This is a genomic window from Peribacillus sp. JNUCC 23 (assembly GCF_053653995.1).
In genome coordinates this window covers 2,174,169-2,195,131 of the sequence record NZ_CM132202.1, presented here as the reverse complement: position 1 = coordinate 2,195,131, position 20,963 = coordinate 2,174,169, and the positions used below count along the sequence as shown (strand labels likewise).

21 protein-coding genes are annotated in these 20,963 nt (G+C 36.4%); 10 read left to right on the top strand and 11 right to left on the bottom strand.

All coding sequences use genetic code 11. From position 1 onward, the window contains the following. Window positions 1–70: 70 nt before the first annotated feature. Both JNUCC23_RS10560 and JNUCC23_RS10555 read left to right on the top strand, forming a co-directional pair. A complete protein-coding gene (locus JNUCC23_RS10560) occupies window positions 71–1,135 on the top strand; it encodes a flavin-containing monooxygenase (protein ID WP_454215705.1) in 1,065 nt (354 codons plus the stop codon). Window positions 1,136–1,202: 67 nt separating this feature from the next. Next, complete coding sequence (locus tag JNUCC23_RS10555; protein ID WP_403071887.1) at window positions 1,203–1,529, top strand: ArsR/SmtB family transcription factor; 327 nt, start codon at window positions 1,203–1,205, stop codon at window positions 1,527–1,529. Here JNUCC23_RS10555 and JNUCC23_RS10550 read toward each other — a convergent pair. Beyond that, window positions 1,523–2,440 (bottom strand): cation diffusion facilitator family transporter, encoded by a 918-nt coding sequence (locus tag JNUCC23_RS10550; RefSeq protein WP_454215702.1) that lies wholly within the window; start codon window positions 2,438–2,440, stop codon window positions 1,523–1,525. The genes JNUCC23_RS10555 and JNUCC23_RS10550 overlap by 7 nt on opposite strands. A 305-nt stretch (window positions 2,441–2,745) precedes the next feature. Between JNUCC23_RS10550 and JNUCC23_RS10545 the strand changes: the two genes are divergently transcribed. From JNUCC23_RS10545 to JNUCC23_RS10535, 3 genes are all read left to right on the top strand, one after another. Next, window positions 2,746–3,030, top strand: coding sequence for a hypothetical protein (locus JNUCC23_RS10545; RefSeq protein WP_454215700.1), 285 nt, complete (start codon window positions 2,746–2,748; stop codon window positions 3,028–3,030). 801 nt (window positions 3,031–3,831) lie between these two features. Next, the gene (locus JNUCC23_RS10540; protein ID WP_454215698.1) at window positions 3,832–4,140 is read left to right on the top strand and encodes a PepSY domain-containing protein; all 309 of its coding nucleotides are present in this window, start codon (window positions 3,832–3,834) and stop codon (window positions 4,138–4,140) included. Window positions 4,141–4,211: 71 nt separating this feature from the next. Further along, the gene (locus JNUCC23_RS10535; protein WP_403073952.1) at window positions 4,212–4,688 is read left to right on the top strand and encodes a DUF5342 family protein; all 477 of its coding nucleotides are present in this window, start codon (window positions 4,212–4,214) and stop codon (window positions 4,686–4,688) included. Between the two features lie 282 nt (window positions 4,689–4,970). Here the strand turns inward: JNUCC23_RS10535 and JNUCC23_RS10530 are convergent, their stop codons facing one another. From JNUCC23_RS10530 to JNUCC23_RS10500, 7 genes are all read right to left on the bottom strand, one after another. Further along, window positions 4,971–5,102 carry a hypothetical protein gene (locus JNUCC23_RS10530; protein ID WP_403073950.1) on the bottom strand — a complete coding sequence of 44 codons (132 nt, stop codon included), beginning with the start codon at window positions 5,100–5,102 and terminating at the stop codon, window positions 4,971–4,973. 328 nt (window positions 5,103–5,430) lie between these two features. Then, on the bottom strand, window positions 5,431–6,213 hold the full coding sequence (locus tag JNUCC23_RS10525; RefSeq protein WP_454215696.1) for a class I SAM-dependent methyltransferase: 783 nt from the start codon (window positions 6,211–6,213) through the stop codon (window positions 5,431–5,433). A 198-nt stretch (window positions 6,214–6,411) separates the two neighbouring features. Next, complete coding sequence (locus JNUCC23_RS10520) at window positions 6,412–6,660, bottom strand: DUF4190 domain-containing protein (RefSeq protein ID WP_403073946.1); 249 nt, start codon at window positions 6,658–6,660, stop codon at window positions 6,412–6,414. Window positions 6,661–7,183: 523 nt separating this feature from the next. Then, the gene (locus tag JNUCC23_RS10515) at window positions 7,184–7,303 is read right to left on the bottom strand and encodes a hypothetical protein (protein WP_454216031.1); all 120 of its coding nucleotides are present in this window, start codon (window positions 7,301–7,303) and stop codon (window positions 7,184–7,186) included. Between the two features lie 203 nt (window positions 7,304–7,506). Then, window positions 7,507–8,748, bottom strand: coding sequence for an amidohydrolase (locus tag JNUCC23_RS10510; protein ID WP_454215694.1), 1,242 nt, complete (start codon window positions 8,746–8,748; stop codon window positions 7,507–7,509). 25 nt (window positions 8,749–8,773) lie between these two features. Beyond that, on the bottom strand, window positions 8,774–9,997 hold the full coding sequence (locus JNUCC23_RS10505) for an amidohydrolase family protein (protein ID WP_454215692.1): 1,224 nt from the start codon (window positions 9,995–9,997) through the stop codon (window positions 8,774–8,776). A 53-nt stretch (window positions 9,998–10,050) separates the two neighbouring features. Continuing rightward, window positions 10,051–10,518, bottom strand: coding sequence for a nucleoside deaminase (locus tag JNUCC23_RS10500; protein ID WP_062179978.1), 468 nt, complete (start codon window positions 10,516–10,518; stop codon window positions 10,051–10,053). A gap of 481 nt (window positions 10,519–10,999) precedes the next feature. On the opposite strand from JNUCC23_RS10500, the gene JNUCC23_RS10495 reads away from it, so the two are divergent. Continuing rightward, window positions 11,000–11,887 carry a LysR family transcriptional regulator gene (locus JNUCC23_RS10495; protein ID WP_062179984.1) on the top strand — a complete coding sequence of 296 codons (888 nt, stop codon included), beginning with the start codon at window positions 11,000–11,002 and terminating at the stop codon, window positions 11,885–11,887. Between the two features lie 511 nt (window positions 11,888–12,398). On the opposite strand, the gene JNUCC23_RS10490 is transcribed toward JNUCC23_RS10495, so the two are convergent. Beyond that, window positions 12,399–12,671 carry an HU family DNA-binding protein gene (locus tag JNUCC23_RS10490; protein ID WP_403073937.1) on the bottom strand — a complete coding sequence of 91 codons (273 nt, stop codon included), beginning with the start codon at window positions 12,669–12,671 and terminating at the stop codon, window positions 12,399–12,401. Window positions 12,672–13,398: 727 nt separating this feature from the next. On the opposite strand from JNUCC23_RS10490, the gene JNUCC23_RS10485 reads away from it, so the two are divergent. From JNUCC23_RS10485 to JNUCC23_RS10470, 4 genes are read left to right on the top strand one after another with little or no spacing between them, the layout of a single operon-like run. Then, window positions 13,399–15,000: a spore germination protein gene (locus JNUCC23_RS10485; protein ID WP_454215689.1), complete on the top strand. Its 1,602-nt coding sequence runs from the start codon at window positions 13,399–13,401 to the stop codon at window positions 14,998–15,000. A gap of 21 nt (window positions 15,001–15,021) precedes the next feature. Then, the gene (locus tag JNUCC23_RS10480) at window positions 15,022–16,209 is read left to right on the top strand and encodes a Ger(x)C family spore germination protein (protein ID WP_454215687.1); all 1,188 of its coding nucleotides are present in this window, start codon (window positions 15,022–15,024) and stop codon (window positions 16,207–16,209) included. A 6-nt stretch (window positions 16,210–16,215) separates the two neighbouring features. After that, a complete protein-coding gene (locus JNUCC23_RS10475) occupies window positions 16,216–16,449 on the top strand; it encodes a hypothetical protein (protein ID WP_454215685.1) in 234 nt (77 codons plus the stop codon). 32 nt (window positions 16,450–16,481) lie between these two features. Then, entirely contained in the window at window positions 16,482–17,603 is a 1,122-nt protein-coding gene (locus tag JNUCC23_RS10470; RefSeq protein ID WP_454215684.1) for a GerAB/ArcD/ProY family transporter, read from the top strand. 839 nt (window positions 17,604–18,442) lie between these two features. On the opposite strand, the gene JNUCC23_RS10465 is transcribed toward JNUCC23_RS10470, so the two are convergent. Next, window positions 18,443–19,936, bottom strand: a complete 1,494-nt coding sequence (locus JNUCC23_RS10465; RefSeq protein ID WP_454215682.1) for a hypothetical protein — start codon at window positions 19,934–19,936, stop codon at window positions 18,443–18,445. Window positions 19,937–20,027: 91 nt separating this feature from the next. Continuing rightward, on the bottom strand, window positions 20,028–20,948 hold the full coding sequence (locus tag JNUCC23_RS10460) for an FTR1 family iron permease (RefSeq protein WP_454215680.1): 921 nt from the start codon (window positions 20,946–20,948) through the stop codon (window positions 20,028–20,030). Window positions 20,949–20,963 lie beyond the last annotated feature (15 nt).

Here is a 20,963-nt window from a genome sequence, read left to right as displayed (position 1 = left end):
CTGCCTCCAACACCAACACCTTTATGCTAAAATATGATTATATGCTCATATATGAAAATTGCGGAGGTGGATGACTCTGATTATTTTAGATGCAATCGTGATCGGAGCAGGTCAGGCTGGTCTCTCCATGGGGTATTGGCTCTCAAAGAGCGATAACAGATTTATCATCATTGATGGAGGGACCCGTATAGGGGATACTTGGAGGAAAAGGTATGATTCCCTAACCCTGTTTACACCAAGATGCCTCAGTTCCCTTCCAGGATTAACCTTAAAGGGAAATCCTCAGGGATTTCCCACTAAAGACGAGGTCGCAGACTACCTTGAACAATATGCCCTAGCTTTTGATTTACCTACCCAAATGGAAACTGAAGTGATTGTTATGGAAAAAAAGAATGATATCTTTTTTTTGACGACAACAAAAGGTACATTTAGAGCAAGACAAGTCATTATCGCCACAGGTCCTTTTCAAACACCTTTCATTCCAGAAATCGCCGGGAACCTTTCACCCCAAGTATTTCAAATACACTCTTCATGGTATCGTAAACCTTCCCAACTAAAAAAAGGGAATACTGTAATCGTGGGTGGAGGTAATTCTGGAGCCCAAATTGCAGTCGAACTTGCTGCAACGAGGAAGGTTTATCTATCGGTAGGCCAAAAACTGAGACACTTCCCGTTGTCCATTTTGGGGAAAAGCACATTTTGGTGGTTCGACCTACTTGGGATTCTAAAGGCGAAAAGAGACTCTAAAATTGGAAAGACAATCAGGAACGCAGGTGATCCGATTTTCGGTTTTGAACTCAAGAAATTTACAAGAGATGGTAGCATAACCATTTTACCTCGGACCATAAAATGTGAAGGACATTCATTGGGATTTTTGGGCAATGAGAAGCTGGAGGTTCAGAACATTATTTGGGCAACAGGGTTCAAGTCTTCTTATAGTTGGATTCAGATTCCTAATGTATGTGACGACATGAGTAACCCTTTCCATCATAGAGGCCTATCCAAAGTCAAAGGTTTGTATTTTTTAGGGAGACCATGGCAGCAGAACCGTGGTTCAGCCCTCTTGACTGGAATCGGTGAAGATGCTAAGTATTTAGCCGCAGTCATGCAAAAAATAAAAAAATCATGGGTATAATACCCATGATTTTGTAAGTCCTTAAAGTCCGATATAATTGTTATAATCAGTATAGGGAGTTGATCACATGGAGAACCAAAATGATAATCATCCGAGCTTGACTGGAGATCTTGATGAGGAAACATTATTTATCGTCTCGCAAACTTTTAAATCCTTATCAGATCCGACCCGATTACGCATTCTACATTTACTGTTTCAAGGAGAATACTCTGTAAATGATATTGCCGATAAATTGTCCTTGCTACAATCAACCGTTTCACACCAACTTCGTTTTCTTAAGAACCTGCGTTTGGTGAAATTCCGAAGGGAAGGAACCTCCCTTTTCTACACGCATGATGATGAACACGTTATGGACCTCCTGAAGCAGGCCATCGAACATGCCAACCATCAATAATCACATGTACCATGCGGATTGGCGCATCCCTGATCCGCATTCTCCACCTGGATCGTACTGTGTTCGAACCCAAATTCATCGTGAAGGATTTTTTGTGCTTGATGGAGTATCGCGTCATGGTTTCCGTCCCCTCCGAACTCGATATGGCAACTTAACATTGGCACCTCTGAGGTGATTGACCAGATATGCAGGTCATGTACATTTTCCACTTTAGGGATGCTCTGTAACGTATTCTTCACTTTTTGTATGTCTATCTGTGAAGGGGTCCCCTCCATCAGGACATGGAACGATTCCTTCGTCACCCTCCATCCACTAATGATGATCAGGATGGCCACAATGATACTGGCAATAGGGTCTGCTATGCCCCATCCAAAGAACATGATTAGAAGCGCAGCCACAATGGCCCCCACTGAACCAAGCATGTCCCCTAATACATGAAAAAATGCACTCCTTACGTTCAGGTTTGTGTCTTTATCCGCCCTCATCAAGATGGCCGCTGCAATAATGTTCACAATCAATCCTAGCACCGAGATCAATAACATACCCATGCTTTGAACTTCTGGGGGATGCATCAATCGTTGATACGCCTCATAGAAGATATAAAGGGAGATGGCCATTAACGTAATACCATTTATGGAAGCTGCGATGATTTCGGATCGTCTATACCCGAATGTATGTGTGGATGATGCCTTCCTTTCCCCTAACTTGATGGCAGCCAAGCTAAGCCCCATGGCGGCTGAATCACTTAACATATGCCCTGCATCTGACAGTAGTGCCAAACTATTTGTGACTATTCCACCGATTACTTCCACAACCATAAAACTAGTAATGATAAGGAATGACATAAATAATGCTTTTTTATTACCCGACCCATGACTATGACCATGGGAATGTCCGTGGTTATGACCCATTGGCAACACCCCTCCTATATATGAATATATGCTCATATATATTATGTTGTATAAAAAGGTTTATTTCAACTATTTGTACTATTCCCTTCCTGCTATAATTCAATAGAAAAGATAATGACATTCCTATAATCCTAATTTAAGTAAGGTTATGGTTTAAGGTTCATGCCCCATTATAAAGACCTGAAGCAGCTATTGATATTCCGAAGTTGTAATATTGTATAATAATAGATAACAGGGTTGTTTCTGAACTTTTAGAGGTATTGACAAAAAGGATATGGGTAATTAAATAAAGGAAAGAAAAGTTAATGAACATTGCAGTTAGCGCAGCAATAATTGGAGCTGCAGCTGGATTAATTGGTGCATCCATTCCACAGGTTGCAAATTGGATTCTGACCTCTCAAAATTATAAAAGAGAACTAAAAAAAGAATTTCAAATAAAAACAACATTAGCATATGGACTGTTGTTTACAGCTATTAGTGAGCTACTTTACGATTTAGATACAGCAAAACAAAGAAATTTGGATATTGAATCATTATTGATGAATCACGTTTCAATTATCAGCGATTTATTATTACATGAGGGTATATGATTAGATTTAGATGACGTACATCTAGAACGTTATCTGAGTTCATATATTCGTACTCCTTTTTAACGAAATCGGTGGTGTAACTTTCGGTGTCCTTTCATCAAGTAGCCAAGTAGCTGCAGAATGTGTAGGAGTGATTGGAAACATTGGCGACATCTGTAGGTTTGGAATAAAGTTCAATCAAATTGATACTAATTACTTTAATAAATGAACAAAAGAAAAGAGCGTGTTTTGAAAAAAGATTAATCAAAACACGCTCTTAATAGATCCCGGTGAATCATTCTTTTATAAAAAAGATTGATCATTTCTGTGATCCATCGTCAATTAAAGCGCCCTTTAATGGAATAACTTTATTATCACTTAACAGGTTCTTAATCCACAAGAAAAACCGAAATTCCTTCTTTATAGAGATAGGAAATTCCGGTTCAGCTTTTTTCAAAACGGTGCGACTTTTTTATAAACAGTTCAACTTTATTTCAAAGCCACAGCTAGAACGAAATTAGAATTGATTTTATGGGACTACCTATCTTGTACTTACTACAAGCTGAATGTATGATTTTAGTTATTTTCGTACATTCATTACAGTATGGACTCCCATATGCTTTGCATAATGAATGAAAAGCTGAACCCCCACTCCATTAATGGAGTGGGGGTTTTTATTAGTTTCACCTACTAGATCAAAATCAAAAAACGCAAACTTGATATTCTTTTACTTTTCTAAGGGAATTTTAAGGTTCCTCTTCTTTTTCTTTAAACTCGAGAGGTTATGATAACAATACAAACAACACGAGGAGGTTATCAAGCATGAACTTGATGACATTGCTTTTAACAGGTGCTTTAATCGCAGGTGATCTAGGGGCTCATGCAATGCTTGATAACCAACCAATAACGAAATCAACCATTGCACCCTCACAATCTATTAATGAATTACAAGCAAAGACCATTGCCTTAGACACATCAAAAGGCGGTCTAGTAACGAACACTCAAACCATTGAAAATTACGGGATTAAAAAATACGAAATTTCTATTGTAAATCAAGATACAGAATATGTTGTGGATATTGATGCATCAACAGGTGATATTTTGAAAGTTGATCCAAACACGAAAGATTGATAGAGCCATGGTACGAACGATTTAAAATCATTTAAAGAAAAGTCCAATAAATAACCGTAGGAGGTTTTATCATGATTCAAAATTTTAAAGTAAAACTATTGTTTGAAGGTCAAGTTCATGAACGTCATCAGTTTTCGTTAACCTTTGAAGGGGATAATTATCAAGGGATTTTCCACGATGGAGAAATTCAGTGGTTTCATCCTCAACCTAAAAATAATCTTGGTGAAGATGACCTTCAAAACTTGGAATCTAAAGTGTATGACTTAATGACAAACTACGTATATCAAGATTTTAAAGTAAAACCATTGTTCGAAGATCAAGTTCATGAACGTCATCAATTTACACTAACCTTTGAAGGGGATAATTATCATGGGATTTTCCACGATGAAGAAATTCAATGGTTTCATCCTCAACCCCAAAACAACCTAGAAGAAGATGACCTTCAAGATTTGGAATCGAAAGTGTATAACTTGATGACTAACCACGTATATCAAGGTTTTAAAGTAAAATCATTGTTCGAAAATCAAGTTCATGAATGTCATCAATAGACTAATATATAAGAGGTGGGTATCTAAATGATGCCCACCCTTTTTCGCCCTTGGAACATCCATATTTTTCCTAATGCATGATTTTGTATATTGAAAAGAACACCAAAAAGGGTCTTCTTCTTGAACTAATGTCACCCATTAGCTTAATAAGCTAGATTAAAAAACTCCTCTTATTTTATTTCAAGAAGAGTTTACATAATCATCTTTATCGGTATTGAAAAAGGATCTTCGGTTGGAAGATCCTTTTAGTTGTTAGTTCAATTAAAACGCCCGATTTCGGCACTATTTAAATACTTCATCTTCTAACTCTTCAATTCTCTGTTTCAACTGTCTATTTTCCTTTTTTACTTCGTATGAATTATAAAACGCTCCTGCTGCAAGGGAAAACGCAAACCACGCCCACAACCAATCCAATTCAATCCCTCCTTAAGAACTGCAATAAAATGATAAAGCTTATTGAAGATAATGGCCCGTTTGCTGAATAAGGTTTCCAAGGAATACATGAATGCTCTATACAAATCTAGTTAACATAAAGTCAATTTTCCGAAACTTCCAAACTATGAACCCCCTTGGCGCTCAAGGAGCTCCGAATGATCCATTTTTATCGTTTCTATATGATTTTATACATCGTTGATGAATCAACATTTTCGGCTTCTGAAGAAGCCTGGTAGCTGCATAAAAAAGGGATGTTTTATGCAAATTCTTCTTTCACTAAAGTACCAATTAGTTAAAATGAGAATTATTAATCGACCTTTAGCTTTATCGCTCTTGTAGCAATAAAAGTTTTAATATGCTTGTCTAAAATCCTTGTTCCGCCAAAATCATCTTCATAAAAACCTGAAATCACAAACCCTGCATCAATCTGCCCTTGAATTTGATCTTCCAAAGTATGTGCGTATTCTATTGTTTGACTTGAATTGATATAATCTTGAACTTCATCCTTTGGCAGATAATCCAATGTCGATGAAGGTATAGAATGTTTAACATCAAGAATCCCTTTTCTTTCTTGATTATCATCAAAAATCCATAATAGAGGATTAGTAAATCCAGCAATTAAAATTCCTCTATTTTTTAAGACTCTTGAAACTTCATTCCATACAGGTTGAACATCTTTTACAAATAAATTAGAAACAGGATTAACGATAATATCAAAATACTCATCTTCAAAGTCACCAAGTTCTGACATATCCCCTTGAACCGTTTTTAAAGTTAATCCATCACGTTTAGCTACCTTTTCATCTTGTTGCAATTGCTTTTTAGATATATCAGTAACTGTTACATCTGCTCCAGCCGCAGCTAAAACTGGTCCTTGTTGCCCCCCACCAGATGCTAAACAAAGTATTTTTAATCCGTCTAAAGATTTAGGAAACCAATTTTTTGGAACTGTTTTTTCAGTAGTGACAGTAATTCCCCAGTCACCAGATTTACTTTTATCAATGATTTCGCTACTTACAGATTGGGTGTATCTAGAACCCTCTTCAACCTTCTTATCCCAAGCGATACTGTTTTGTTGTGTTGTATCCATTGTAATTCCTCCTATAGTAAGAATCTTTACTACAATCTTATCATTACTCCTGTTTACATTGGGTTTAGTATCCAGTTTACTGTTCGACTAACCAGGCAGGGTAGGTGAATAAGATTTTTTTCCGAATGTATGATTTTGTATATTTTCATACATTGAAAAGAATTTCTAAGTATTGATATTAACCTATCGTAGTAGTAGTTAAATTATAAAGAATAATACCCAACACAAAAAAAATTGAATTATAATTCCAACAACACTACAAATTAAACACGAAATCGCTAACCCTCTACCACCTTCATTTGTCTTTTCTATTTGTTTTACAGCTTTTCTTGAAAATAGAATCCCAATAATACCGAGGATTAAACCAAGGAATGGAATTAAAATTGATAGAATACCATTAATTAAAGAAATTATCGAATTACTATTTGTTTGAGTTTTTCCAACCATTTATATCCTCCATTTAGCTTAAGAAGAAACTTAGAATCGGACACAATAACAATAATAATATTGAAATGGTAATAAGCACTTTTGATACTTTTTTTGGGAGTTTTTCTCGACCTTTACCCGTGTACCATCCACTAAACTGAAATTTATTCCTATATAGTACAAAGAATAAAATAAGAATTGCTATTAATACCATCCAGCCATATGTGTCGGTGTTAGTTCCTAATTTTGAGTATACATAATTTATTAAGACACTTAAAATCCCACAAAAAAATACAAATATAAAAGCAATTCGTACTAACTCCAATAATACCTTCATTAGTATCACTCTCCAGCTTTTTCATTCGTATTAATTTTACCATACAATTCCAATTTTTCCGTTCAACTAAACTGCCCGTTCGTTGAATACCGAGGTGTGAACGTACGATATTAGATATTTACGTACATTGAAAAGACCACCAAGTTGGTGGTCGCTTTGTTGAATTAAAATTTCCTTTGTTTTTTTTAGGTGCTCATAAGCCAAACTCTATCTACTAAATACATTATTTTTTAAATGTTTCCTTTTAGAATTAATGTATAGCTGACAAAGTTTAATTGGTAAATATCCTAAAATTCCTCCAAGAGTATTTAAAATTAAATCATCAATGTCAAAACTACCAAACTTAAATATAAGTTGGAAAATTTCTTATTTTATGCTGAATAGCGAGATGCAACGACTAAATTTTTCACGACAGTTTTTTGCGAGAGTTAAATTATTTAAAATAATTGCTGAATACAAACAAAAATCTGTATAATTAACTGCTTAAATCCGCATCCTTCCATTGAAAAATGCGGATAATGAAATAATCTTTACTTTTCATCAATTCTTTCTCCAAATGAATCTGAAACGATCTCTCCTTTGTGCATCGTCATTACTCGTCCAGGTCTCCTTGCAATGGCTTCCGCTGAACAAGATGCATCAACCAGTACGATACTTGCATCATCTCCTACATTTGGCCACACTTGTTCACCTTGATGATTAAGAGGTGTTTTTCCATCTGTAATAAAGGAGAGCGTTTGGGCTAATGATTGTTCATCTACCCAGCCTGAAATTTCTGCCAAACGACCAGCCCGTTCTAAAATATCTCCGTTTCCAAAGGGTGACCAAACATCAAAGATATTATCGCACCCGACAGCAACCGGTACACCTTTTTTGCGCAATAAGCCAACAGGCGGGAACTTCCGATCGATCGGCACACTCGTAATGATGGAGATTCCTGCATCAGCTAGTATTTCCGCCACTCCTTTTGCTTGAGATAAAGGAATATCCCCGAGTCCAAATGCATGGCTAATCGCAACCTTACCTTGAAGACCGGCTTCCTTCGTTAACCGAGCCAATCTTTTCATTGTGAAAATACCTAGATGATCTGCATCATGTAAATGCAAGTCGATTCCCGCATTTCCTTCAACAGCGAGGTCAACCATCTGTTGTAAAGAGGCCTCGATGTCGCCATCTACAGTAGCCGGATCAACTCCCCCTACATAGTTTGCCCCTTGATGAAGGGCTTCACTAATTAAATTCTTGGCATTCGAGCGTAATAAACCGTGTTGAGGAAATGCAACAATTTCATACGATAATTTCCCTTCAAATGTTTGCAATGCTTTTTTAACTTCTTCCAAGTTCTTTAGCCCAACCTCCGGATAAATGTCTACATGAGTTCGTACATGTGTCACACCGGATGTCAGATAATTATTAAGTAACTTTTCTGCACGTTCCTGTGTCGTTGTTTCCAAAGAAGGGAGAACTTTCTTCTCGATTTCAAGGCGTTCAAAAATACTATTTACAGGTGTTACTGAACGCCATCGATCACCAAGTAACGTTTTATCCAGATGACAATGTTTTTCAACGAAGGATGGAAGCATCAGCAACCCCTTTACATCTTTTTGTGGAAAATCATCTGTGATTGCTTCAGTGACAGGTATGATTTTCGAAATCTTTCCGCCATCAATTAATAGATGAAAACGTTCCGTATTTGTACCTGTTACCACACCATTATTATTTTGATACCCGGTTTCTAATGTCGTATTCGTTAACCAAAAGGCAGTACTCATATGATCAGTCCTTTCTATCTTTAATTTACAATGTGCCAACAACTAAATTTCCCTTAAAGAAAGCAGCCACTCTACTAGTTCTTCTTGCAACAGCTTCCGCCGAACAGCTCGCGTCAACAAAAACAAAATCTGCATCGTCTCCTACATGTGGCCAAATCCGTTGACCATCGGCGTTTAAAGTTGTGACACCACCTGTAATATAACGTAAGGTTTGTCCAAGTGAAAATTCATCACTTAGCCTGAAACGTTCCGCTAATATCCCCGCTTTTTCCAAACTGTCGCCTTTTCCAAATGGTGACCAGTGATCCGTGATGCTATCATCACCAAGGGATACCTCTACCCCTTTTTTCTGTAAAAGAGGAATTGGGATCGTCTTTCCAATGGGAACCGATGAGGTAATGGAAATACCTTGATGAACAAGCATATCTGCAACATCACTTGCTTCCTCAAGTGAAATGTCAGCGAGCGCTAATGCATGGCTAATGGTAACTCTCCCCTGCCAGCCTGCTTCCTCAGTCAGAGCTGCTAATCGCTTAAACGTGAAAATACCAAGATGCCCCGGATCATGTATATGAAGGTCAATATTTGTATTAGACTCTACAGCTAACTCCATTACCGTTTGTAATGATTTTTCAATATTTCCATCAATGGTCGCCGGATCAACTCCCCCTACTAGGGAAGCACCGTTTTTCAGTGCTTCCCTAATAAGTGAAACAGACTGACTTCGTAATAATCCATGCTGCGGAAAAGCGACAACTTCTACAGAAGCCTTTCCTTTATATGCTTCCACCACTTGTAAAGTAGCTTCCAAGTTTTTTAATCCGATAACAGGGTCAACATTACAATGTGTACGAATGTGCGTTGAACCTGCACGCAACAATAAGTCCAGTAAATTTTTCGCTCTTTCTTCGACAACAGGCAGCTGGCGTGGTAGTAATTTTTCCTCTTCTTCCAACCGTGTGATAATACCTTTTGATGGAATCGTTGGCGCTTTCCAAGGACCACTATAGTATGTTTTATCAAGATGAATGTGCATATCCCTAAATGATGGGAGCATTAAATAATTATTTGCATCTTGTATAGGCAAATCCGTTATTAACAGTTTATCGGCGGAGACAATTTCCCTTATCGTTCTATCTTCAATCCGTACATGAAATTGCTCTGTTTTTGTTCCGGTTACTGAACCGTTTTCATATCGGTAGCCCGTTTCTAATTTAACATTGGTTAACCAATAAGTTTTACCTGCCATGTCCAGTGCCTCCTAAAATTATGATTTTCCAACGTTTTATTATGTCAATCCAATCATTTAGAGTTTAATTCATACCAGCGTTGGTATACCTTAATACTTTCTTCATCTGGTTGTTGAACCATGGGCAATCGGCGGTCTTCAATTGGTTTACTGTATTCATCATAAAATGTTTCCAGTTCAAAGTATTTGCGATCGTCTTGATAATAAGGTGCATAATCCTCACGTGTAGTAATATAAATTACCTTTTTGGGGCTGCAATAATAAAGAGACCCTAAACACATTGGACACGGACTTGCAAGAATATAAATTTCGCAGTCTATTAAATGTTCCGTTTGCAGTTTTTTACATGCTTTTCTGATGGCAAGCACTTCAGCGTGAGCTGTTGGGTCGTGTGTTTGAGCTACCAAGTTTGGACTTTCGGCAATAATTTCTCCATTCTGTACGATCACGGTAGCAAATGGACGACCTCCTGTTTCTACATTTTCGCGTGCCAATTCGATGGTATGTTTCACAAAATCCATTAAATTTCTCCTCATTTTCATCTTTAAACGTATTGCCTTAGGCTTCGGGTTTATCAATAAGCTTCTAAGTCAGTTATAACTCCAGTTGAACCATCTAAATGGCTCTTTCTTCATCTGATAGAGAAAATTGCTTGTATACATGGTCTTGGCTTGGATTACTGGGGGTATAAAAATATACTCTTTTGATTTGGGTATAATAAATGGCACTCATACCCATCGGGCATGGCCCTGTGCTTGCATATATTTCGTAACCTTCCAGATTGGTTGTATTCAATCTTTTACAAGCTTTCCAATGATTCAGATGTTGATTGACATGCGGTAAGCAAAAAACGAACAGCAGAATTAAAAACATTCGCCCCACCTTCATAGCTTCTTTTCCCCTCTTTGTAAAAATGGTATCATGAAGATATGTATATGTAAAATATTAAAAAAGTAAGTTTAACTTAGGTTTTTCGTATATTAAAAAGGAGTGTTTTTGACGATGGATATAAAACAGCTACGATACTTTATAGCAATTGTTGAGGAAAGGCAAATCTCTGCCGCTGCTAAACGGCTTCACATTTCTCAACCACCATTAAGTCAACAGCTGAAATCAATGGAAGAGGAACTTGGCTCCAAGTTAGTAGAAAGAGGTGGGAAATACTTTGAAGTAACTGAGACGGGAAAAACGTTATATAAATATGCCTTACAAATGACTCAATTAATGGAAGAAACCAAATTAGAGGTAAAAGAAGTAGGGGCTGGGGTAAGCGGAACACTGATGATCGGTGTTAACACCTTTTCTGTGGATAACTTATCTGAAATTCTCAAACAATTTCACACAAGTTACCCCAAAGTTACCTATAAAATCCAACAAAATGAATCATCGATTCTCTGCCAACTCGTAAGAGATAGAGCCTTAGAATTGGCATTTATACGATTGCCACTTAAATTGGATGATTTTTCAATTCTTCATCTTTATACAGAACCGTTTTATTTTATTACATCTAGAAAGCAGAAATCAATCAGCCATGGTGTTTCGCTTGATGAAATTCTAAACTGCCCACTCCTCTTACCAAGTACAGAGGGATTAGGTGTTCATTATTTAATTTTAGAAGCTTTTTCCCGGCTTCAATTACATCCTCACATCATTGGTGAGTGTTCCGATATTACGCTTTTATTAGATTTAGTTTCGGCCAACTTTAGCGCATCTATTGTTCCGGAAACGGTACTTAATCAGCATAAAGGATATCCTATACATGCTTACAGAATTTCCGATACCAAGTTTTCAACCCCAATCGGTTTGATATGGCTAAAAAACCATAGCTTATCCAGGTCTGCTCAGAACTTTATTGAGTTATTCAAAAAGGAAGGAATATCGAATCAATAATGAGGCTTTTCCAAAATAAACAATCTCATAATAATTTTATTTCTAAAGTTATCTGCATAATTTTGGCATTAGCATTTATCATGTAATACTTATCTACACACTTTTACTATTATTCCTTTTGCGCATCTAACGTTTGCATGGCTTGAATAAGAAATAGCATGTGCTAGTAGACCAATAACAGCGTCAATTTTTGTAACTATATATGAGAAATGGGCTTGTTGTTACTCCACAATCTGGCCCGATTGCTGAACAAGATAAAATCCTACATATCCATACAGGACTTCCATTGTAGGGCGCTATTGTGGAAAAAGAAGGAAGAGGTTTTTTATGTAGCTCCCATGACTGCCCATTCATCACGAGACAGTTCATGATTGGAGTATGTATCCCTGCAAGGGTTATTACAAATTCATATCTATTGAAAAAAATAGAAAACATACTTATTTAAATAGAATAGACTCTGGAGAGCATCTCATCCCCAGAGCATTTTTACACAATTATAACTATATTTATTTTACTTAACAGCTTCTTTTAATTCCTTACCTGGTTTAAAAGCAGGAACTTTAGAAGCAGCAATTTGCATCTCTTCTCCTGTTTGTGGGTTTCTACCCGTTCGAGCTGCTCGGTCGCGCACTTCAAACGTGCCAAATCCAACCAATTGGATTTTCTCTTCTTTAGCAAGCGTAGTAGAGATTGTTTCAATCCATGCATTCACTGCTTTTTTAGCGTCTTCTTTTGTTAGTTCTGCTTGTGTTGCCACAGCATTCACTAGATCTGTTTTGTTCATCGTCAAACACCTCGTCTTTTATTCTTATTGGTATGTAGTAGTTTCACCATCAACATAACATATGTTCGGTATATCTGTCTAAGAGTAGTACTTTGCGAAAGACCGATAAGGTGTATTATGTAAACTAAATCGTGATAGATTAGAAATAAAGACAAGAAGAAAAAAACTGCTAATTAAAGACGATTTAAATTTTCTTATTCTACTTTTGTAATTTTATTTTGTGTCTCCCCCCTTCGTTACTCGAATAAAGTCATTTCCAAGTTTTATCATATATGATTTTACTGTATGTTATACAACGGTAGTGAAGAGTACAAAACGCTCGCCCGATTCGGATAACTTAGAATAAGGTATCTCTTACTTGGAGGCTCCTTAGTCTACCTAGGTCTCATACATGTGAATACCAAAAACAGATGGCAAGAACTTCGGTTCATGTCGTTTTTTCAATTTCTTCTTACTAGTAATTGGCTTCGACTTATAAACTCCTTGCTCCCTTTGATTAATATAAACCAGTGTCTGATTTTAATTGTCGACAAGGTGATCTATTTGACGCTTACATCTATATTGAACGTATAAAAAAATTGAAGTAGTTCATATTAAATAATATAGATAGCCATGATTAACCAATAGCGATGGCCATAGTCAGTGATTTTTCCTATCCAATATATAGTGAAATTAGAAAAGACTTTTTGATACCATAAAAAAGTTAAAAGAGGAAAAGAGGGAGACTATGTGGTTTTTAAAGAAAAAAAATATAAAAGAGTTAAATCCCTCTCCCCCTTCACCTAGTCAAGCGGTGGCCCCCCAAAAAAAAGATGCCTTAAAAACTAGTCTTCAACAAAACATACAAACTCTAAAGGATACCCTTGGGGAAAGTTCGGATATTATCATTCGTGAAATTCGAATTGGAAAAGAAGGAACCATTAAAGCCGGTATTATATATACAGACGGATTAACCGATACACCCTCATTACAAAATTTTATTTTGGAAACGCTCATGCTAGATATCAAGGGGATTGAATTACAGAAAAAAACTTCTCCTGAGAAAAATCTTATTAGCATATTAAAAGATGTTGCCTTGACAGTAGGAGAAATTAAAGAAATAACTAATCTTGACGTTCTTTTTACCAGCCTTTTGTCAGGGGATACCATTATTTTAATCGACGGATATGCCCAAGGCTTAATCATTTCCAATAAGCACTGGGTCGAGCGTGGGGTAACTGAACCAGCGGCTCAGACGGTAGTTAGAGGACCACGCGAAGGATTCACCGAAAATTTACGTGTAAATACGGCCTTAATTCGGCGGAAACTTAAAGATCCGAACCTTTGGATAGAGTCAAAAATTATTGGAACACGCACGAAAACGAACATTGCCATAGTTTATATCAATGGCATTGCAAATGACAAAATAGTGAAAGAAGTCCGTTTACGTTTGGACCGAATAAACATTGATGGAATTCTCGAAAGTGGTAATATAGAGGAATTAATTCAGGATTCACCATATTCACCTTTTTCCACTGTTTATAACACGGAACGTCCGGATGTAGTAGCTGCAGCACTAATCGAGGGACGAATAGCTATTTTGGTAGATGGAACACCATTTGTGTTACTCGTTCCAGCATTATTCGTTCAGTTTTTCCAATCTGCTGAAGATTACTATGTGCGTACGGTTATTGGGAGTCTTATTCGACTTCTTCGGTTTTTTGCATCCGGGATTTCTTTGCTTGCACCTGCATTATTTATTGCGATCACAACTTTTCATCAATCAATGCTACCGCCTGCACTCATCATTAGTCTGGCAGCCCAGCGAGAAGGTGTCCCATTTCCTGCATTTATTGAAGCGGTCATAATGGAAGTCACCTTTGAAATTTTGCGGGAAGCAGGCGTAAGAATGCCACGCTCCATCGGTTCAGCCATGTCTATTGTAGGTGCATTTGTTATTGGTACAGCAGCGGTTGAAGCAGGAATAATCTCAGCTATGATGGTAATCGTCGTTTCAATAACCGCCATATCTAGTTTTGTTTCTCCCTCTTACGACATAGCGATTGCTGTAAGGATGCTGCGCTTTGCATTTATGGCGTTAGCTGCTTCGTTTGGTTTATTTGGAATTACGGTTGGTTTAATTGCCCTTATTCTGCATTTATGCAGTTTGCGTTCTTTTGGCGTACCTTATATGTCTCCGATAGCTCCATTTAATGTTTCCGATCAAAAGGATACATTTATTGTTTTGCCTATATGGAAAATGTTTACTCGACCTCGCCTAATCAATCAACAAAATAGGGTTAGGCAACAAGATTCAGCCTCTGCAAAACCAGCACCAACAAAAAAATAAGGAGTATGAAGGGGTTTAACGATGAAAAAGTGCATCTTTGGTCTCCTAATTCTCAGCCTCTTTCTTACGGGGTGTTGGGACCGGCGGGAATTAAATGAACTCGCCATTACGCTGGCAATAGGTATCGATAAAGTTGAAGATGAATACCAAGTAACCACTCAAGTGGTTGTACCTTCGGAAGTATCCATGAAAGGAAGTACGGGGAGTACAACGGTCGCCCTCTTTACTGCTAGCGGGGAAACGGTTTATGAAGCCATTCGAAGAATGACAAAGGACTCGCCACGAAAAATATATCCTGGACACCTTCGAATGCTTGTGATTGGTGAGGAATTAGCTAAAGAAGGGATAGGCAAATCCTTGGAGTTACTGTCACGGGATTGGGAACTTCGACCGGATTTCTATGTTGTTGTTGCTAAGGATATACCCGCTAAAGAAATACTGAATGTCACAACAGCTATAGAAAGCATACCAGCCAATAAAATGTTTAACAGTCTTAAAATGTCAGAAAAAGCTTGGGCTGGTACGCACAGCATTACTTTACATGAATTGATAGCAGATCTTACAAGTGACGGAAAGGAAGCCGTACTAACAGGAATTCAATTAATAGGAAACAAAGAAATAGGATCAAGCAAACAGAATGTGGAAACGATTTCTCCTGCTGCTCGCATTAAATATGATAATTTAGCTGTGTTTAAAGAAGATAAACTAGTGAGCTGGTTAACTGAAAAGGAAAGTAGAGGTTATAGTGATATCACCAACTCAGTAAAAACAACAGTAACACCAATATCTTGTCCTAAAGAGGGAAAAGCCACTATAGAGGTCATTCAATCCAATTCTGATGTTAAAGGTAATATAAACAATGGAAAGCCTGAAGTGGATATCAATATTAAAGTAGAAGGGAATGTAGGAGAGGTAGAATGTAAAATTAATCTTACCAAACTAGGAACAATTGATGAGCTTGAGAAAATTTACGAAAAAGAAGTGATAGAAATCATTAATGAGACTTTGGACACGTTACAAAAACAATATAAAACGGACATATTTGGATTTGGTGAAGCCATCCATCGTTCCAATCCGAAAGAGTGGAATAAGATGAAAGAAAATTGGGATGAGGAATTTTCTACTTTAACAGTAAATGTTAAAGTAGACATGAAACTTCATCGTACGGGTACGATAAATAATTCCTTGTTAGAAAAGATAAAGGACTAAATAAACATGCTGAAAAGTATGGGAATACTTTTGATTGCAACTGTCATTCTGTTGATTGAAGTTCCACCTCTCTTGGAAAAAAAGTATAAAAAAGAGTTGTTAGTTTTTTCAATTCTTCTTGTTATTGGGGTAGGGTTAAGTATTGCACAAGGATTAGGAAAAACTATTCCGAATCCAATGGACTTACTAACTTATATGTTTAAACCGCTTAATGATGTTATTGCACATTTGTCGAAGTAAAGAACCTTATGGAGAGGACGGCATGATATGAAATGATGCAAAACGTTAAAATAAATTCGTACCAATTTCTAGTTTTAGTCACGTTATTTTCGATTGGTACGAGCATCTTAATTGTTCCATCAGTTTTAGCTACAGCAGCAAAACAAGACGCTTGGATTGTCGCAATATTCGGTACGGGAATCGGATTATTAGTTATTTGGCTATTTTGCACACTAGCACAGTGGTTCCCTCATCTCACCTTTATCCAAGTTACCGAAAAAATTTTAGGGAAATGGGTAGGAAAAGCCGTATCTCTTTTATTTGTATTCATGTCTTTTATCTATGCCTCAAGTCTTTTATTTTATTCTGGGACATTCCTCAACACACATTTGATGCCAAATACTCCAATGGCAGCCCTTAATATCCTTATGGCGATAATTATCGTGATGGGAGTCCGTCTTGGATTAGAGACAATTGCTCGTTCTGCTGAAATATTAATCCTTTTTTTCTTCGTTCTTTTTCTCTTTTTAGTGCTATTTATTTCACCTGAAGTCAAGTTTGAAAACGTACAGCCTGTATATGAGGCAGGGACAAGAACGATCGTTCAATCATCCTTACCTTTTATCGAAGTAACTTCAGTCAATGCTATTGTTTTATTAATGATTTTCCCTGCCTTTATTAACAAATTTAAACAAGCTAAAAAATCCTTTTTAATTGGAAACTTAATAGGCGGGATCGTCATCATTATCCTTACCTTTTTGAGTGTTTCAGTGTTAGGTGCTGATAATACTGCTGCGGAGTTTTATCCGAGTTATGAATTGGCCAAAAGAATAAATTTTGGGGATTTTATACAGCGTATTGAGGCACTAATGGCTGCACTATGGATTATCGCCCTCTATTTTAAGACAACCCTTTATTTTTATGCTTCCGTCTTAGGGATTGCACAAATTTTAAATTTGAAAGATTACCGCCCTTTAACAATACCATTAGGAATGATTGTCGTAGTCCTTTCTCTTGTGATCTATCCCAATGTCGTCTACCAACAAAATTGGAACACGACAACAGGTATATTCTTTTCATATTCGATTGGATTGTTTTTACCTCTTTTGCTGGTAGTCGTATATGCCATCCGAAAAAAACAATTGAAAAAATCCCCTGAAAGTTCTTCAGTGTGAGATTGATTCAATTAATCAATAAATAGGAGATTTTATGGTAAAAAATGAAGCAACAATTAACATAGAGACTGCTCTTAATGAGTAATCTCTATAATTTTTCATGTAAAACAATTAGAATTATAACGGTGTATTGGAAATGTCATTTATCAAAAACTAAACAATTACCGAGAAAAGCAATTGAAAAGTGTTTGTAAATAAGTTTTACCCCCAATAGTTGAATACTATATCTCCAACCCTCATAGGTTTTCAATATATATTTTTCCAATGTTTTAGGTTATATAGTTCTGCATCATTTAATTCATTTTCATTTTCTACAAAAATTCTTCCATTAGTATCTTTCAGTACTCATGGTTCATTTAACTCACTTAAATATAGTACCCTATACAGCTGACTAAATTCACTAAACAAGTGCTCATTATCAACAAATGTAATATCCCCTGGCACTACTGAAGATGCGAAAGCTATAAAAGGAATAACCAATGAGTAAGATATACAAATGCTCTTCTTAAACCTTTACCTCAACTCGGTAATAATACCGAGCCATTTCTGGTTCATTAAAATCCCCCCTTTCCTTTCTCCCGTGGAAAAAGCTACTTTTTTGACGAGTTTCTTCTATTATATAGCGAACTTTTAAAAATCTTTTTCATATTCCTTTACCAACTTATAAAAAGTTATCTTTTTAACCCCAAATTTCGCCATGGCTTTAACGGCTGTTGTCTCTCCTGCTTTCCAAAACTCATAGACTTTTACCAGTTTGGTGAGATACTTTTTCTAATTTCTAGCTAAAACAGAACTAATCTTTATTTTGCTTGAACGCTTAGTAATCCAAATTCCACATTTTATTCATTTCTCCATTCATACAATACAATATAGTTATATACCGGATCATAAATAGGATTTGAATGGAACTCTTTTATTTTTATTAGCCTCCCAGTAAGGTCTATATCTTGTGATTTAAACGCTTCTACTACCTTATCCGTTATTAAAATCTTTCTGTTCTGATAATAGGATTTATCATGTAGAAAAACTTGATAAGTTTGTACCTTTTTATAGGGAGTTGTAGTATTCATGTACTGTAACACCCTCGTTTCTTCCCAGGCATATACAATGGTTGGTTGATCAAGAGACTGTAAATAGTTAGATAGTTGATAGGTGGCTGGAGATTCATTCGCTTGTTTTATAATCAATATAGATGAATGGTATGTTTGTGATATTAATAGGAGACAACAAAGAATAGATATGACAAATTTCCTAATCTCTTTAGTCTCACTTAATACATTAATCAATACAATGAAAAGAAAAAGTATGACTAAAGGAAGAATATGTCTAGGTTTATCAATGTTTTGCGCAACAATAGCCCAAATCAAATAACCAATACCCATGATACACGCTAAGTGCTGAGTGAAATCTTTTTTTAGATCACTCCATTTCAATTGAAATATAAATAAACTAACAAATATACCATAGAACACGGCCAATAAAATCGTTTGAGAGGAAATACCCGTCCATAATACATTATGAAGTACTAATGTTTTTATCCTTTCTAGAAAGGATAAATCACTAGACACAGCCGTATTACCCCAATCGTTAAAATGACCGCTTGTAAAAGCTAGAGACAGTTTTACAAATCCTTTAACACTACCTTCAGAAAAAACTAGCGCAGCTAGCCAAATGAATTGACACATTATTGCCAATATAGAATAACAAACGATTTGTTTAAATGTGTAATACTTATTCTTCCATTTATAATAAAACAAGAAAAGTAAACCGACTGCGAATGGCAGATAAGATAATCGAATACCTAACAATACACTAAGTAACAGTAGAGGCAAACTGTTTACACCTATTCCCTTATCATTCATTGCCACATGAATACTCCAAAAATACCACCATAAGGCAGCTAGGGCAGCGCCTTCTGAAATTGGTTGATTTACTATCACCATAACATAAGTCGAAGAGTATACGATTGAAATAATCCCTAAACTATACGACCTTGAAACATATTTCCTTGCCAGTTTATATATTGGAAACAAAGCACTAAAATAAATCAAAATATTAAAAATGGTCAGTGAAGACACTTTATTATCGACAAATTGATGAATAAAATAGCCGCCTATAATAAAATAGGGATACCCTGGGAAATGCGGTTGCATAGCCATCAAATCATATCGATCTAACGCAAGCGCAAAATCCACCTGATCCCATGTAGAAGCAAAGGAATTGACATGAGTTAATTGAGTCCAAAGTAGAAATGATATCGAACATATACTAATAATAGCAAAAACAATATTAAATATATTAGAGGTCTTAACCATTCGTTCTTTCTTATCCATACCTATTCACCGTTTTCCAAATAATGAACTATTTACATGAAAAAAGTACAAGTAAAACACCTTGCACTTTTTCCTTAGAGGATAATACTCCTTATTTCGCCTGTGTTTTCAAGTCTTTTTCCTGATCGTTCTTGTTCGTACTCTCAGTGTTCCCACTTGACTTAAATGAAGTTAATAGATATATACCTACAAAATATCCGATATAGGTAATGACCTCTTCTATAGATGGCATAGAAGCATATCCGAATAATGCTTTAAGGAAAATACCAATATCTCCTGACAGTATTGGGGCCACCCCGTGATCACGCAAATAGTGATCATAATCTATTGGATGTTCTGGAAGAAACCAAGTCAAATCATATAAATGCGGTATAACACTTCCTATAATATTTAAATCTTGCAGCATCGAAATCGCTTGAACTAATAGACCAGCCGCAATAAGTATGATAAAAATACCTGTTACTTTAAAGAACGTTTTAAGAGAAACCTTCATAGTTCCCTTAAAGAAAATATAAGAAACAATGGCAGCAATAATGACGCCAGTAATGGCACCCCACCCTTCCATTGCAGCACCAATATTTCCACCGGTAATAGCCGCAAAGAAGAAAACAGTCTCAACTCCTTCGCGAAGAACAACTAGAAATGAGTGAATGACCATTCCAACTACATTCCCCGTTGTAATAAAACGATCCAACTTTCCTTCCATATTATCCTTCAAATCTTTACTTTGACTTGACATCCAAAAAACCATTTGCGTTAACAACAGAGCAGAAACTAGCATAATCCCTATCTTCAAATACATTTCGCTGCCCATCGAAGCAAAGCCTGTAAGCACAACTTGGAATAGCATGGCTACACCAATACTAGCTAGTACAGCAAGACCGGCCCCTACCCATACATACTTTGTAAAAGAGTTTTTGCCCATTCTTTTTAGATACGTTGTAATGATTCCAACAATGAGTAATGCCTCTAAGACTTCACGGAAGGTAATTAGTAAAGCTTGTATTTCCACAGACTATTCTCCTCT

Bases quoted from the DNA above. Each gene is read 5' to 3' on its own strand.
- JNUCC23_RS10510 (WP_454215694.1), bottom strand. From the start codon at position 8,748: ATGAGTACTGCCTTTTGGTTAACGAATACGACATTAGAAACCGGGTAT.
- JNUCC23_RS10560 (WP_454215705.1), top strand. From the start codon at position 71: ATGACTCTGATTATTTTAGATGCAATCGTGATCGGAGCAGGTCAGGCT.
- JNUCC23_RS10475 (WP_454215685.1), top strand. From the start codon at position 16,216: ATGCTGAAAAGTATGGGAATACTTTTGATTGCAACTGTCATTCTGTTG.
- JNUCC23_RS10500 (WP_062179978.1), bottom strand. From the start codon at position 10,518: ATGGATTTTGTGAAACATACCATCGAATTGGCACGCGAAAATGTAGAA.
- JNUCC23_RS10470 (WP_454215684.1), top strand. From the start codon at position 16,482: ATGATGCAAAACGTTAAAATAAATTCGTACCAATTTCTAGTTTTAGTC.
- JNUCC23_RS10485 (WP_454215689.1), top strand. From the start codon at position 13,399: ATGTGGTTTTTAAAGAAAAAAAATATAAAAGAGTTAAATCCCTCTCCC.
- JNUCC23_RS10555 (WP_403071887.1), top strand. From the start codon at position 1,203: ATGGAGAACCAAAATGATAATCATCCGAGCTTGACTGGAGATCTTGAT.
- JNUCC23_RS10545 (WP_454215700.1), top strand. From the start codon at position 2,746: ATGAACATTGCAGTTAGCGCAGCAATAATTGGAGCTGCAGCTGGATTA.
- JNUCC23_RS10550 (WP_454215702.1), bottom strand. From the start codon at position 2,440: ATGGGTCATAACCACGGACATTCCCATGGTCATAGTCATGGGTCGGGT.
- JNUCC23_RS10525 (WP_454215696.1), bottom strand. From the start codon at position 6,213: ATGGATACAACACAACAAAACAGTATCGCTTGGGATAAGAAGGTTGAA.
- JNUCC23_RS10490 (WP_403073937.1), bottom strand. From the start codon at position 12,671: ATGAACAAAACAGATCTAGTGAATGCTGTGGCAACACAAGCAGAACTA.
- JNUCC23_RS10540 (WP_454215698.1), top strand. From the start codon at position 3,832: ATGAACTTGATGACATTGCTTTTAACAGGTGCTTTAATCGCAGGTGAT.
- JNUCC23_RS10495 (WP_062179984.1), top strand. From the start codon at position 11,000: ATGGATATAAAACAGCTACGATACTTTATAGCAATTGTTGAGGAAAGG.
- JNUCC23_RS10520 (WP_403073946.1), bottom strand. From the start codon at position 6,660: ATGGTTGGAAAAACTCAAACAAATAGTAATTCGATAATTTCTTTAATT.
- JNUCC23_RS10480 (WP_454215687.1), top strand. From the start codon at position 15,022: ATGAAAAAGTGCATCTTTGGTCTCCTAATTCTCAGCCTCTTTCTTACG.
- JNUCC23_RS10535 (WP_403073952.1), top strand. From the start codon at position 4,212: ATGATTCAAAATTTTAAAGTAAAACTATTGTTTGAAGGTCAAGTTCAT.
- JNUCC23_RS10505 (WP_454215692.1), bottom strand. From the start codon at position 9,997: ATGGCAGGTAAAACTTATTGGTTAACCAATGTTAAATTAGAAACGGGC.
- JNUCC23_RS10465 (WP_454215682.1), bottom strand. From the start codon at position 19,936: ATGGATAAGAAAGAACGAATGGTTAAGACCTCTAATATATTTAATATT.